Source organism: Candidatus Rokuibacteriota bacterium, from assembly GCA_030647435.1.
Classification (GTDB): Bacteria; Methylomirabilota; Methylomirabilia; order Rokubacteriales; family CSP1-6; genus AR37.
Map to the genome: position 1 here is coordinate 49,619 of JAUSJX010000123.1, position 12,777 is coordinate 62,395.

Sequence of the window (12,777 nt, forward strand, 5' to 3'; positions counted from 1 at the left end):
ACTGTACATCAGCGAAGCCTCCGCGGTATACTCCGTCGCGCCAGGGCCCCGATACGGGCGCATATGCTTCCCATCGCTCTCAAAGGAGACAAGTGAATGGGTCAGACCCGCCGGCAGTTCCTCAAGACCACCGCCGTCGCCACGGGCGCCGCCGCCAGCACGCTCAGCTTTCCCATGGTGTCGCGGGGCCAGACGAAAAAGCTGACCGTCTGGTGGAACCGCGGCTACTACAAGGAAGAAGACGAGGCGATGCTGAAGATCGCCGAGGACTTCCGCAAGGCGAAGAACGTCGACCTCGACATCTCCTTCACGATCCAGGAGGACCTCCGCAACAAGATCATCAGTGCGTTGACGGCCCGCCGCGGACCCGACGTGGCGTTCTGTTTCTACAACGACTGGGAGATCATGCCCAAGTACGCTTGGGAAGGCCAGCTCGTCGACACCACCGACACCATCAACGAGCTGAAGCCGCGCTACATCGAGAAGTTCCTCGAGGCGGCGTACTGCTACGACAACAAGGCCAAGAAGCGCGCGTACTACGGTGTGCCGATCGAAGCCCAGACCATGCACATCCATTACTGGAAGGAACTCCTGAAGGAGGCCGGCCTGCCGGACGACCCGGCCAAGATCCCCATGAAGTGGGACGAGTACTGGGCGTTCTGGAAGAAGGCGCAGGATAACCTGCGCAAGAAGGACCCGGCCAAGTACGGCAAGGTCTACGGCATCGGCATGACGGAGTCCTCCACCGCCTCCGACACCATCTACAACTTCGAGATGGCGCTCCTCTCGTACAACGGGCAGGTGTTCTCGGACGACGGCAAGGTGGTGGCCGACGAGCCGAAGAACAGGGAGGCGATCGCCAAGGCGCTCAAGTTCTTCGGCGAGCTGTTCCTCTCTGGCTACGTGCCGCCCGACACGCTCAACTGGTCGGACGGCGACAACAACGCCAATTTCCATTCGAAGTCCATCGTCATGACACCGAACCCGTCGGTCAGCATCCCGGCGCACCACTACTTCAACGCGCCGGACAACTACTTCAACAAGAGCGCGACCATCGAGTGGCCGGACGGGCCCGACGGCCGCAAGCCCACGTACATGATCGCGGTCAAGACCGTGATCCTCCCGAAGGACTCGGCCAACAAGAACCCCGACCTCGGCAAGGAGTTCGTCAAGTTCGTGGTCGATCCGAAGCGCTTCGCCGAGTACGTCAAGGGCGCCAACGGCCGCTGGTTCCCCGCCTTCAAGGATGTCGCCAGCGACCCCTTCTTCTCGCGCGGGCAGGTGGGCAAGGGCGGCGAGAAAGACCCGCATCTGCCGACCGTGACCAAGATCTACCTCGAGCGGAACACCAAGGTCTTCGAGCACTGGAAGAATCCGGCGAACTCGCAGGTCTACGCCGAGAACGTCTGGGGCAAGGCCATGACACGAATCAACGTGGACAAGTGGTCGCCCGAGAAGGCGGCCGACGAAGCCATCGGTCGCGTCAAGACCATCGTCGCTCAGTGGCGGTAGGCTCGCTCGTAGCTCGATCGACGGCCGCGGCGGCAGGAATCCTGTCGCCGCGGTCGCGCAACCTTCCGGGGCTGCTCTTCTCGCTGCCCCTGCTGGCGCTCTTCGCCTGCTTCGTCGTCTACCCGCTGTTCTTCGTCGCGACGCGGATCTTCGACCGCTACACGTACGAGGTCCTCTTCAGCGACCCGGTCTACGTGCAGACCATCGTCAACACCATCGTCTACGTCGGCGTGGCGGTCAACGTGAAGCTGTTCCTGGCGCTCCTGCTGTCGGCCGTGCTCGACTCGGACGGCAAGGCGACGCGCTTCCTTTCGGCGATCTTCCTCCTGCCGTGGGCGATTCCCGTGCTGCCGGGCATCCTCTCGGTCAGGTGGATGATGTCGTCCCAATGGGGAATCCTGAACCTCATCAGCGAGGACCTGGGCCTGGGCACGCACCACTGGCTCGCATCGCGCTGGACCGCCATCGGCGCGATCATCCTCTTCCACATCTGGAAGTACCTGCCGTTCTGGACCATCATCTTCCTCTCGGCCCGCCGCGGCATCCCGCGCCAGCTCTACGAGGCGGCGTACATAGACGGCGCGGGGCCGTTTCAGGCCTTCCGCTACATCTCTTTGCCGATGCTGGGCGGGATCTACCTCATCTGCACGCTGCTCTCCATGGTCTTCACCATGGGTGACTTCACCAACGTCCAGCTGATGACGGGCGGCGGCCCCGGCGACTCGACCCACGTACTCGCGACGCTGGCGTACCGCTATACCTTCCGCGTGGGCAAGATCGACTGGGGCATGGGCGTCTTCGCCACCGCGCTGCCGGTGACGCTGCTCTTCATCTTCGTTCTCATCAAGAAGATCCGCTGAGATGACCGGGCGCGGCGTGTGGGTCAACGTGGCGCGCGGCGCGGTCCTGGCCGTCATCACCGTCTGGACGCTCTTTCCCATCTACTACATCGTCTCGCTCGCCATCACTCCCTGGACGGACCTGTTCCGGCCCGTCTACTTCGTCACGCATCCGACGCTCGACAACTTCAAGTTCGTGATCTTCCAGGAGAGCCCGTTCGTGAAGTTCTTCTGGCGCTGGCTCGCCAACAGTCTCTGGGTGTCGGCGGCGACCATGTTCGCCGTGCTGGTGGTGGCCGCCATGGGCAGCTTCGCGCTGGGGCGGATCCGCTTCGGGCTCGGGCGGTGGGTGTCGGGGATCACGCTCTTCACCTACATCATCCCGGCTTCCTTCCTGTCCATTCCGTTCTTCAAGATCATGGGCGACTACGACCTCCTCGACACGTACTGGGCGCTGATCTTCGCCATGACCACCTTCGCGGCCCCGTACGCGCTCTGGGTGCTGTGGGACTACGCCAAGACCATTCCGCAGGAGATCGACGAGTCGGCGGCCATCGACGGCGCGGGGCTGGTGTCGGTCTTCTTCCGCATCTACCTGCCGCTCATCACGCCGTCGCTCATCGCGATCGGCACGTACGCCTTCTTTTACGCCTGGAACGAGTACCTCTACGCGGTGCTCCTGCTCCAGGGCGAGAAGACGATCACGCTGCCCGTGGGCATGGGCAACTTCCTGACGAGCGACGACGCCCCGTGGAACCTCCTGATGGCGCTCTCCGTCATCTACGCGCTTCCGCCCGTTCTCTTCTACTACGTCTTTCGCCGCTACCTGACCCACGGCCTGGTCTCGGGCTCGGTGGCGGGCGTCTGATCCCGGAGCCACCATGACTTTCGAGAACCTGACCGCCGGCGCCGTCCTTCCGGAGTTCCATGTGAGCGCGCCTGCGCCGACCGAGCCGCACGAGAACAAGATCCACGAGGACGACCTTGCGCGGCAGTACGGCTTCAAGGGCGGGCTCGTGCCCGGCGTCACCGTGTACGCATGGATGACGCACCCCGTGGTGGAGGCGTTGGGGGTGGCATGGCTCGAGCGCGGGACCTTCGAGACTCGCTTCGCCAAGCCGATCTACTACGAGGAGCCCGCCATGATCCGCGCCAAGGTCGCGGCGACGACGGCGGATTCGGTGACGATCGAAGTCGCGGCGCACAATTCAGTGGGCGAGGTGTGCGGGACGGCGGCCATGACGCTTGACACGGGAGCGAAGCCGTCACCGCCCCTGGCCTCCGAATTTGCGGTTGCGCCCGTGCCGGCCGAGAGGCCGCGGGTGACCCGGGCCCATCTCGAGAGCCTGAAGGTCCTCGGCACCCCGGAGCTCGACTTGACCGCCAAGGCCGCGGCCGACTACATGGCCCGCTTCAGTGAGACGCTGACGGTCTATACCGGAGCCGGGGCGCCGGCTCACCCGGGCATCCACCTGGATCTCTCCAACCGCGCGCTGGACAAGAACGTGCGGATGAGCCCGTGGATCCACGTGGAGAGCCACGGGCGGCACTGGAGCGCGGCACGCGTCGGTGACCGGCTCGAGATGCGCGGGCGCGTGGAGAGGCTGTTCGAGAAGAAGGGCCACGAGTTCGTCGAGGCCGACCTCCTGCTGGTCGCGGACGGCTCGCGGCCCGTCGCATCGATCCGCCACACCGCGATCTACCTGCTCCGCAAGACCGCCTGACCGCCAACCCGCGGCGGCGAATCCCGCCGGACCCTGCCGGCGTCCCACCGCGCGTGGTCCAACCCACCGCGGCGGATCCGGGTCAACTCCATCGTGCCCGGCGAGGTAAGCTGAAGTGATGGGGACGCGCATCGCGCTCTGCATCATGGCCAAGGCGCCCGAGGCGGGGCGGGTGAAGACGCGGCTCTGCCCGCCGCTGTCCCCGGACGACGCCGCGGGGCTCTACCGCTGCTTCCTGCTGGACAAGATCGCCCAGGCGTGGGAGGTGGCGGGGGTAGAGCCGTTTCTCGCCCATGCACCGGCGCAGGCGGCGGCCGTTTTCGAGGCGCTGGCTCCCGGCTTCACGCTGCTGCCTCAGCGGGGCGCCGATCTCACGGCGCGGCTCACGGCCGTCTTTGACCAGCTCTTCCGGAGCGGCTGCGATGCCGCCATCGTGATCGACAGCGATACGCCGACGCTGCCGACGGAGCGCCTCGAGCGCGCCGTGGCCGTCATGAGCGGCGGCGGGCACGACCTCGTGCTCGGGCCCAGCGAGGACGGCGGCTACTACCTAATAGGCCTGCGCCGGCTCCACCCGGAGCTTTTCGAGGGCATGCAGTGGAGCACCCCGAGCGTGCTGGAGGAGACCCTGCGGCGAGCCCGAGCTCTCGGACTCAGCGCGACCAAGCTTCCCGCGTGGTACGACGTGGACACGGCGGCGGATCTGGTACGGCTCCAGGCCGACCTCGCGGTTGGGCCTCCCGGCGGGCCGCGCCACACGCGGCGTTTCGTCCTGGAACGGCTCGCGGGGCGAACCGCCGGGGCCGGTGGGAGCATTTAAGTGGCCATGATCGCTGAGCAGCAGCGGCTGCTCGAGGCGGAAGCGCGCTCGGCCCACTGGCGGCGCTGGGGCCCGCACTGGTGCGGCCTGATTCCCTTCCGCGAGTACTTCCACGGCGACAACGGCGCCGGCATCGGCGCCAGCGAGCAGACGGGCTGGACGGGTCTCGTGGCCAAGCTGCTCCAGCAGAGCGGGGAGTAGCCGGCACGGGCGCCATGATCCTCGCCGGCGACGTCGGAGGCACCAAGACCCTGCTCGCCGTTTTCGATCCCGGCGCCGGGATGTCCATCGTCCGCGAAGCGACCCTGCCGAGCCGAGAGATCGAGACCCTCGAGAGCGCCGTCGAGGCGTTTCTCCTGGGCGCGCCGCGGCTGAAGGTCGGCGCGGCCTGCCTGGGCGTTGCGGGCCCCGTCGTGGACGGGCACTGCGTCGCCACGAACCTGCCGTGGGAGATCCACGAGCGCCGCCTCGCGGTGGCGGTGGGCGCGCCGGCGAGGCTCATCAACGATCTCGAGGCGGCGGCGCACGGCGTCCTCACGCTGCCGCCGGAGAAGTTCCTCGTCCTCCAGTCGGGCACGCCCAACCCTGGACGCAACATGGCGCTGATCGCCGCCGGAACGGGCCTGGGTCAGGCCCTCATGGTCCCGGACGGGCAGGGGTACCGTGTCGTGCCATCCGAAGGCGGCCACGCCGATTTCGCCCCGCGGGACGAGACCCAGGTGGACCTCTATCGCTTCCTCAGGGCCGAGTTCGGCCACGTGAGCTGGGAGCGCGTGCTCTCGGGCCCGGGCCTCGCCAACATCTACCGGTTCCTCCAGACGCGCGCGGCGCATGCCGCGCCGGACTGGCTGCGCGCGGGGCTTCAGCGAGAGGACGCCGGCGCCGTGGTGGGCGAGGTGGGACTATCGGGCCGCGATCCAGTCTGCGCCGAGGCCCTCGACCTCTTCGTCTCGATCTACGGCGCCCAGGCGGGCAACCTCGCGCTCGAGACCCTGGCGTTGGGCGGGCTCGTCGTGGGCGGCGGCATCGCGCCGAAGATCCAGGCCAAGCTTTCCGACGGGCGCTTCACGGCGGCGTTCCGCGACAAGGGGCGCCTGGACTCCCTGCTCTCCACCGTGCCCGTGCGGGTAGCGCTGGACCCGCGCGCCCCGCTCTGGGGCGCGGCGCGTCTCGCAGCACTCATGGAAACGACATGAGCGCCGCCGGGCCTCTGCTTGACACCTTCTCTGCGGCGTCTCTACACTGCCGCGTGCACCCTGAGACCTACCGGAGCGCTGTGGGGTTGACCGGCCGCGCGGAGCATGTCGAGATGCCCGCGGAGATGAAGGCCCGGCTGCGGAGCCTCCTCCTGGACGAGCTCCGGGGCGGTCGGTCGTAGCGCGATGCCCCAGCCGGCCGGGCTCAGGCCCTCGCCTCCGTGCGCCATCGTCATCTTCGGCGCGGCGGGGGACCTGACCAAGCGCAAGCTCCTGCCCGCGATCTACAACCTCAAGGCCTCCGGGCTCCTGCCGCGGCAGCTCGCCGTCGTGGGCATGACGCGGAAGGAAAAGAGCCACGAGCAGTTCCGCGAAGAGCAGTCCAAGGACATCCGTGACTTCGCGACGCGCTCGGTGGACGACGCGCTCTGGAAGGAGATCAGGGGCGCGCTCTACCACCAGGCCGGCGAGTTCACCGACCCGGCGACCTACAGCAAGCTCGGCGCGCTCCTCAAGGACGTGGCGCGCGACAACGCCACGGGAGGCAACGTCCTCTTCTATCTCGCCACGCCGCCCGACTTCTTCGGCGAGATCGTCAAGCGCCTGGGCGAAGCGGGGCTGACCGGACAGGCGGACGACGCCTGGCGGCGCGTGGTGCTCGAGAAGCCCTTCGGCCGCGACCTCGACTCTGCCCGCGCGCTCAACGCGGAGCTGCGCTCCGTCCTCGAGGAGAGCCAGATCTACCGGATCGACCACTACCTGGGCAAGGAGACCGTGCAGAACATCATGGTCTTCCGCTTCGCCAATGGGCTCTTCGAGCCAGTCTGGAACCGCCGCTACGTCGACCACGTCCAGATCATGGTCGCCGAGACCGTGGGCGTGGAGGATCGCGGCAACTACTACGAGAAGGCGGGCGTCCTCCGGGACATGGTCCAGAACCACATGTTCCAGCTCCTGAACCTCGTCGCCATGGAACCGCCGACCTCCTTCCAGGCCGACGCGGTCCGCGACGAGAAGGTCAAGGTGCTCAAGGCCATCCGCTCCATGAAGCCCGAAGAGGTGCTCAAGCGAACGGTGCGCGGCCAGTACGGGCCCGGGGTTATCGGCGGCCAGCCCGTTGCCGGCTACCGGAGCGAGCCCAAGGTCGCGCCCGACTCCAGCACCGAGACGTACGCGGCGCTGGCGGTCCAGGTCGAGAACTGGCGGTGGGCCGGCGTGCCCTTCTACCTGCGCTCGGGCAAGCGGCTCGGACGGCGCGACACCGAGATCATGATCCAGTTCAGGCGGCCGCCGCTCCTGCTCTTCGACCAGCGTGAGGACCAGGTCGACCCGAATCGGTTGGTGCTCCACATCCAGCCCGAGGAAGGTATCGAGATCCAGATGAAGGCCAAGCATCCCGGGCCCACCATGGAGCTCAACACCGTCAAGCTCAAGTTCAGCTACAAGGAGTTCGGGGAGACGAGCGCGGCGACGGGGTACGAGCGCCTACTCTATGACAGCATGGTGGGCGATTCGACGCTCTTCCACCGCGCCGACATGGTCGAGGAGGCCTGGCGGATCGCGACGCCGATCCTCGATGTCTGGGCATCGTTGACGCCGCGCGACTTCCCGAACTACGCCGCCGGTTCCTGGGGGCCCGTCGCCGCCGACGCCCTGATGGGCCAGGATGGCCGCCACTGGTGGCTACCTACGTAGTGCCGGGCCGATTGACTTCGCCAGTTAGATTCAGCCCTCGCCTCGCGGCGGAGCCGCTCAGCTCGAAGGTCCACGTTCTCGGTCGGCGGCGACCCTCAACGTACAAACACGTACGCCTCGGGCCGCCGCCTCCCTCGGGCCTCGTCTGACTCGTCACTCGACCCGGCACCGCGCCTGTCAGTTGCCGAGGTCCTGAAGCAGTCCGGCGGTGGTTCGCACGCCCTGGAAGAGATGGTCCAGCCGCAGGTGCTCGTTGGGGCTGTGCTGGCGGTTGTTGGCGTTCGCGTAGGGGACCAGGATGGTCGGGAGCTGCAGGATGTCGGTGAAGGCCCAGATGGGCACGCTGCCGCCCATGGTCGGCGTAACGACGGCCTGCTGCCCGCCGTGCGCCTGCTCGACGGCCGCCACGACCTCCCTGCAGATCGGCAGGTCGGCGGGCGTCCTGGCCGGGTCGTAGCCCCCCTTGTCTGACACGCGCACCGCCCGCCCGCGCAGATGATCGGGCAGGGGCGCATCCGCCCCCTCGATGACCTCGAAGCCCTGAGCCCGGATGTGATCGATGACGCGCTTGTACACCGTCTCGATCTTCTGGTTCTTGACCATGCGGATGTCGATGGCGACCGTCGTCTTGTGCGGGATGATGGTGTTGGCCTCTGCGCCCACGAATCCGCTCTGCAGGCCCCGTATGGTGAGCGTCGGGTGGAACATGATCTTTTCGAGGTAGTCCTGCGGGAGAGTGACGCCCAGCTCGCGCTCGAGCCCGTGACGATCGAGCGGAAAGCTCGCCATGAGCTCCCGCTCGGCCTGGGTGGACGGGGCAACGCCGTCCTCGAAGCCTTCGATGAGAGGCGTGCCGTCCGGCGCGGCCATACTCGACAAGAGCCCCGCCAGCCGCCAGTTGGGATTGGGCGCGGCGAAGTTGCCCGAGTGGAGGTCGCGCCGCGCGGACTCGAGCGTGAGCTCGAACTTGAGCACCCCCCGCGCGCCGAAGCTGATGGTCGGCCGTCCGCTGCCATGCTTCGGGCCGTCGGTGACGAGCACGACGTCGGCCGCCAGCAGGTCCTTGTGCTTCTCGGTGAGAGGGCCGAAGAAGGGGCTGCCGATCTCCTCCTCGCCGTCGAAGATGAACTTGAGATTCACCGTGGGGGGCAGACCGAGCTCGTCCATCAGGGCCAGGGCTTCCAGGTGGCACCAGATGGGCCCCTTGTCGTCGGAGGCGCCGCGGGCATACACGCGCCAGTCCGTGAGCGCCTCGGTGGGCACACGGTCGAAGGACACGAACGCCGCGTCGTCGGCATCGCCGACCTTGCGGAAGACGGGCTCGAAGGGCGAGGGCTGGAACCACTCCTTGGCGGGAGCGGGCTTGGTGTCGTAGTGGCAGTACACGAGCACGGTGCGTCTGGCTCCGGGTGCGCGCCGCTCGGCGAACACCGCCGGGCCGCCGCCGGTCTCCAGCACCCGCGCCTCGAGCCCGCGTCTGCGCATGAGAGCGGCCAACCATTCGCCGCCCGCCCGCACGCCCTCGGGGTTCTGGCTCACGGTGTTGTGCCTCAGGAATTCGAGGAAGCCTTCCACGATTCCACGACGCTTCGCGATCAACCGCAGGTCGAACGCATCCCAGGTGGTCATGCCCGCTACGATAACCCGGGCGGCCCGCGCATGTCTGCCCTCGTTGACGCACCCGGGAGGCGCGTGCTAGCGTCCGCCGGGGCGTCCCGCCATGCCAGCCGAGATTTTCTTCCTCAAGCTCGTGGTCACCCCGCTGTTGATCGCCGCGGCGACGCTGGTCGCCCGCCGCTGGGGGCCGGGCGTCGGCGGCTGGCTCGCCGGCTTCCCGCTCACGTCCGCGCCCGTCTCGGTCTTCCTTGCCCTGGAGCAGGGGCCCGAGTTCGCGGCGGGCGCGGCGGTGGGTACGTTGTTCGGTCTGACGGCACTGGCAGTCTTCTGTCTCGCCTATGGTTGGGCCGCGCGACGCGTGGGATGGGCTGGGAGCGCGGCGGCCGGCCTGGGCGTGTTCGGCGCCTGCCTGGCCGTGCTCAGCGCGGCCCCGGCGTCGCTTGCCGCCGCCTTCGCTCTCGTCTGCGTCACCCTCGCGCTGGTCGCCGCCCTATTGCCCGCGACAACAACCGGCGTGAGCGGCGTGAAGCCGGCGGCATGGGACCTCCCGTTCCGCATGGCGGTCGCGACGGCGGTCGTGCTGCTGCTGACAGCGGCGGCCCGTCACCTCGGTCCGACGATCAGCGGGCTTCTCTCTCCCGTGCCCGTGTTCCTTCTGGTCATGGCGGTCTTCGCCCAGCGATCCCAGGGCTCCGCGGCATGCGTCCGCGTGCTGCGGGGCGGGGTCATCGGCTCCTTCGCCTTCGCCGTGTTCTTCCTCGTGGTGGGCGTGCTGCTCGGCCGGGTGGGGATCGGCGTCACGTACGCGCTGGCTTCTCTCGGCGCGCTCGCCGTCAACGGCGCGACCCTGGGGGTGGGCAGGCGGCTTTTCCGGTAGCCGGTGGGCCGCATTCGGTGGGCTTCTTTCTTGTCTTTGGCTTCGCCTCGCCCCTATGATGGATCGAGGAGGAGCGCCCATGGGCATACCCTTCATGATCTTCCTGGCCGCGGTCGGGGCGATCGTCGTCTTCGTCATCGTCAGCTACAACCGGCTGGTCTCGCTCACGCAGCGCTCGCAGTCTGCGTGGTCGGACGTGGACGTGCAGCTCAAGCGGCGCACCGATCTCGTGCCGAACCTGCTCGACTCGGTCAAGGGCTATGCCTCGCACGAGCGGGGCACGCTCGACGCCGTCGTGAAGGCCCGCGGCGCGGCCGTGGCGGCCCAGACGCCCGAGTCCCGCGCCCAGGCCGAAGGGCAGCTCAGCCAGGCCCTGCGCGGCCTCTTCGCGCTGGCCGAGTCCTATCCCGACCTCAAGGCGACGGCCAACTTCCAGGCGCTCCAGGCCTCGCTCGGCGAGATCGAGGAGGCGATCCAGAACGCCCGCCGCTACTTCAACGCCGTCGTGCGCGACCTCAATACGGCGATCCAGGAATTCCCGTCCAATCTCGTCGCCGGCTTCTTCCAGTTCCGCCCCCACGCGTACTTCGAGCTGGACCGCCCGGAGGATCGGCAGGTGCCCAAGGTCTCGTTCGGAGGTTAGGCGTATCAGCCGCGCTCTTCTCGCCGCCGCGCTGCTGACGGCGCTGGCCGGCCCGGCAGGGGCGCAGCAGCGCTCGTTCGCGATCGATCGCTTCGCCGTCACGCTGGAGGTCGGGGCCGACGCCACCCTCCGCGTGCGGGAAGCCATCACCGTCGACTTCCGCGGCGCCCATCAGGGTTTCTTCCGCACGATCCCCGTGCGCTACGAGCGCCGCGGCCTCGAATTCGCCCTGCGCGTCGACGACATTCACGTCTTCGACGAGAACGTGGCCCCGCTCCGGACGGAGGTGTCGCGATTCGGGCGCGCCATCCGCATCAAGGCCTGGGTGCCCGGGGCGGTGGACGCGACCAGGACCGTGATCATCACGTATCGCGTGCGGCGCGCGCTCATTGACGTCGACGGTCACGAGGAGCTGTACTGGAACGTCACCGGCACCGAGTGGGACGTGCCGATACGCCAGGCCGAGGCGATCGTCTCCTCGCCGGCCGCGATCCCGCCGGACCAGCTCCGGTCCGTCGCGTACACGGGGCCGCGCGGCGCGTCGGGCGCCGACTACACCGAGGAGCGCGCGGACGAGTTCCTCACGTTCAGGACCACGCGGCCCCTTCGCCCGCGCGAAGGACTGACCATCGCCGTCGGCTGGCCTCCCGGCGCCATCCGCGGGCCGGCCGCGCTGCAGCAGGCGTGGTGGTGGCTCGGCGACAACTGGGCGCTCGGGCTTCCGTTCCTCACGCTTGGCGGCGTGCTCCTCGTGTGGCGGCGCTACGGCCGCGACCCGGGAGGGGCGGCCACGGTCAAGCCCGAGTACGCGCCACCCGAGGGCATGCTGCCCGCAGCGGGCGGCGCTCTCGCGACGGAGCGCGCCGAGCCCCGCGATTTCGTCGCCACGCTCGTGGACCTGGCGGTGCGCGGTTACCTGCGCATCGAGGAGGTCGAGCCAGATTTCGGCGAGTCGGACTTCATCTTCCACCGGCTCAAGCCCATCTCGGGCGACCCGGCGCTCAAGCCCCTCGAGCTCTACGTCCTGGGCCGGCTCTTCGGCGGCGACTGGGGCCTGTCGACACGGCGGCTCTCCGAGGTCAAGCGCGACTACGACAATGTCTTTCCGCCGGTGCGCGACGAGATCTACCGGATGCTGGTGCGGGAGGGACTCTTCCCGTCCTCGCCCGAGCACGTGCGGGCCCTGTGGCTGTTCGCCGGGATCGCGATCGTCGGCGCAGCGATGTTCGCCGTGACGGGCTTCGCAGACTGGCTCGGCACGGTGCCGCTGTCTCTCGGCATCGGCCTCGGCGTCTCCGGCCTCATCGTGCTCGGGTTCTCACCGCTCATGCCGCGCAAGACCTGGCGCGGCGCCCGGGCGGTCGTCCGGGTGCGCGGCTTCCGCGAGTTCCTCGAGAGGACGAGTAAGGACGAGCTGCGCCGGCTGCCGCCCGACACCATGCACAAGTGGCTTGCCTGGGCGATCGCGCTCGGCGTCAGCGAGCGCTGGATACACGGCTTCGATGGGCTGACCGTGAGCGAGCTCGGGTGGTACACGGCCCGAGGCGGCTTCAACCTGGGCAGCTTCGACCGGAGCCTCAGCCGTTTCTCTTCCGGCACCGAGCGGGCTATCATGACTTCCCGCCGCGGCGGGGACGGCTCTTGGAGCGGGGGTGGGGGCTTGTCCGGGGGCTCCTCCGGCGGGGGTATGGGCGGGGGCGGCGGCGGCACCTTCTAGTACTACTGTGTTAGAAACCATCAGCCGGTCTCTGGCGACCGCCCACACGAGCGGCACGGGAGGCGTTGCAACAGCGCGCGAGCCAGGAGCTCGTACGCCGTGGCAATCGACGTGGGGACATGGCGTTCAGGCCGCAC

The 12,777-nt window shown here is 68.3% G+C and carries 12 protein-coding genes; 11 read left to right on the top strand and 1 reads right to left on the bottom strand.

The annotated features are described in order from the left end of the window. Positions 1 to 96 precede the first annotated feature (96 nt). The 8 genes from Q7W02_21205 to zwf all read left to right on the top strand — a co-directional run bounded on the left by Q7W02_21205 (position 97) and on the right by zwf (position 7,786). Entirely contained in the window at positions 97 to 1,512 is a 1,416-nt protein-coding gene (locus Q7W02_21205) for an extracellular solute-binding protein (GenBank protein MDO8478664.1), read from the top strand. Then, the gene (locus tag Q7W02_21210) at positions 1,503 to 2,372 is read left to right on the top strand and encodes a sugar ABC transporter permease (protein MDO8478665.1); all 870 of its coding nucleotides are present in this window, start codon (positions 1,503 to 1,505) and stop codon (positions 2,370 to 2,372) included. The genes Q7W02_21205 and Q7W02_21210 overlap by 10 nt, the downstream gene beginning before the upstream one ends. 1 nt (position 2,373) lies before the next feature. Further along, the gene (locus Q7W02_21215; GenBank protein MDO8478666.1) at positions 2,374 to 3,219 is read left to right on the top strand and encodes a carbohydrate ABC transporter permease; all 846 of its coding nucleotides are present in this window, start codon (positions 2,374 to 2,376) and stop codon (positions 3,217 to 3,219) included. Between the two features lie 13 nt (positions 3,220 to 3,232). After that, entirely contained in the window at positions 3,233 to 4,075 is an 843-nt protein-coding gene (locus Q7W02_21220) for a hotdog fold domain-containing protein (GenBank protein MDO8478667.1), read from the top strand. Between the two features lie 118 nt (positions 4,076 to 4,193). Then, complete coding sequence (locus Q7W02_21225) at positions 4,194 to 4,895, top strand: TIGR04282 family arsenosugar biosynthesis glycosyltransferase (GenBank protein MDO8478668.1); 702 nt, start codon at positions 4,194 to 4,196, stop codon at positions 4,893 to 4,895. Continuing rightward, a complete protein-coding gene (locus Q7W02_21230) occupies positions 4,896 to 5,096 on the top strand; it encodes a hypothetical protein (GenBank protein ID MDO8478669.1) in 201 nt (66 codons plus the stop codon). Positions 5,097 to 5,110: 14 nt separating this feature from the next. Further along, a complete protein-coding gene (glk, locus tag Q7W02_21235; GenBank protein MDO8478670.1) occupies positions 5,111 to 6,091 on the top strand; it encodes a glucokinase in 981 nt (326 codons plus the stop codon). Between the two features lie 186 nt (positions 6,092 to 6,277). Then, complete coding sequence (zwf, locus tag Q7W02_21240) at positions 6,278 to 7,786, top strand: glucose-6-phosphate dehydrogenase (GenBank protein MDO8478671.1); 1,509 nt, start codon at positions 6,278 to 6,280, stop codon at positions 7,784 to 7,786. 177 nt (positions 7,787 to 7,963) lie between these two features. Here zwf and Q7W02_21245 read toward each other — a convergent pair whose 3' ends face one another. Continuing rightward, positions 7,964 to 9,415, bottom strand: coding sequence for a M20/M25/M40 family metallo-hydrolase (locus Q7W02_21245; protein MDO8478672.1), 1,452 nt, complete (start codon positions 9,413 to 9,415; stop codon positions 7,964 to 7,966). A gap of 91 nt (positions 9,416 to 9,506) precedes the next feature. Here Q7W02_21245 and Q7W02_21250 point away from each other — a divergent pair, with 91 nt between their 5' ends. The 3 genes from Q7W02_21250 (at position 9,507) to Q7W02_21260 (ending at position 12,640) form a co-directional block, all read left to right on the top strand. Further along, positions 9,507 to 10,280, top strand: coding sequence for a hypothetical protein (locus Q7W02_21250; GenBank protein ID MDO8478673.1), 774 nt, complete (start codon positions 9,507 to 9,509; stop codon positions 10,278 to 10,280). Between the two features lie 79 nt (positions 10,281 to 10,359). Beyond that, positions 10,360 to 10,923: a LemA family protein gene (locus Q7W02_21255; protein ID MDO8478674.1), complete on the top strand. Its 564-nt coding sequence runs from the start codon at positions 10,360 to 10,362 to the stop codon at positions 10,921 to 10,923. Positions 10,924 to 11,005: 82 nt separating this feature from the next. Beyond that, positions 11,006 to 12,640: a DUF2207 domain-containing protein gene (locus tag Q7W02_21260; GenBank protein ID MDO8478675.1), complete on the top strand. Its 1,635-nt coding sequence runs from the start codon at positions 11,006 to 11,008 to the stop codon at positions 12,638 to 12,640. Positions 12,641 to 12,777: the final 137 nt, after the last annotated feature.

Excerpts from the sequence above, each read along its gene's own strand:
- Q7W02_21250 (MDO8478673.1), top strand. The coding sequence starts at position 9,507 with ATGCCAGCCGAGATTTTCTTCCTCAAGCTCGTGGTCACCCCGCTGTTG.
- Q7W02_21255 (MDO8478674.1), top strand. The coding sequence starts at position 10,360 with ATGGGCATACCCTTCATGATCTTCCTGGCCGCGGTCGGGGCGATCGTC.
- Q7W02_21215 (MDO8478666.1), top strand. The coding sequence starts at position 2,374 with ATGACCGGGCGCGGCGTGTGGGTCAACGTGGCGCGCGGCGCGGTCCTG.
- Q7W02_21225 (MDO8478668.1), top strand. The coding sequence starts at position 4,194 with ATGGGGACGCGCATCGCGCTCTGCATCATGGCCAAGGCGCCCGAGGCG.
- Q7W02_21205 (MDO8478664.1), top strand. The coding sequence starts at position 97 with ATGGGTCAGACCCGCCGGCAGTTCCTCAAGACCACCGCCGTCGCCACG.
- zwf (MDO8478671.1), top strand. The coding sequence starts at position 6,278 with ATGCCCCAGCCGGCCGGGCTCAGGCCCTCGCCTCCGTGCGCCATCGTC.
- Q7W02_21220 (MDO8478667.1), top strand. The coding sequence starts at position 3,233 with ATGACTTTCGAGAACCTGACCGCCGGCGCCGTCCTTCCGGAGTTCCAT.
- Q7W02_21245 (MDO8478672.1), bottom strand. The coding sequence starts at position 9,415 with ATGACCACCTGGGATGCGTTCGACCTGCGGTTGATCGCGAAGCGTCGT.
- glk (MDO8478670.1), top strand. The coding sequence starts at position 5,111 with ATGATCCTCGCCGGCGACGTCGGAGGCACCAAGACCCTGCTCGCCGTT.